The sequence below is a fragment of the Alcanivorax sp. HI0044 genome, assembly GCF_001634945.1.
In genome coordinates this window covers 1-613 of the sequence record NZ_LWEZ01001755.1, presented here as the reverse complement: position 1 = coordinate 613, position 613 = coordinate 1, and the positions used below count along the sequence as shown (strand labels likewise).

Genomic DNA, 613 nt, shown 5'->3' with positions numbered 1-613 from the left:
GAAAAAAGCCATTATCGACAAGTTCCAGCGCGATAACGGCCTGTCCTACGAGCCCGGCCAGGTGCTGGTCTCCAGCGGTGGCAAGCAGAGCTTCTTCAACATGGCCCTGGCCCTGCTGAATGACGGTGACGAAGCCATCATCCCCGCGCCTTACTGGGTAAGCTACCCGGACATGGTGCTGGTTGCCGGCGGCGTACCAAAAATCCTCGAAACGGACGTAAACAGCCGCTTCAAGATCACCCCGGAACAGCTGGAAGCGGCGATTACGCCGAAAACCCGCCTGTTCGTAATCAACAGCCCCTCCAACCCTTCCGGCATGGCCTATTCCCTGGAAGAACTGGCCGCTCTGGGCGAAGTGCTGAAAAAACACCCGAACATCATCGTCGCCACCGACGACATGTACGAGCATATCCTGTGGACCGGCAAGCCGTTCATCAACATCGTCAATGCTACCCCGGAGCTGTACGACCGCACCGTGGTCATGAATGGTGTCTCCAAGGCCTACTCCATGACCGGCTGGCGCATCGGCTACGCGGCCGGCCCGCAGAAGCTGATTGCAGCCATGAAGAAGGTCCAGTCCCAGTCCACCTCCAACCCGGCCTCCATCAGCCAG

General features: G+C 59.2%; 1 protein-coding gene. It reads left to right on the top strand.

Annotated features, from left to right (window positions below; genetic code table 11):
* On the top strand, positions 1–613 hold a 613-nt coding region (locus A3730_RS26275; RefSeq protein WP_156501384.1), incomplete at both ends, for an aminotransferase class I/II-fold pyridoxal phosphate-dependent enzyme.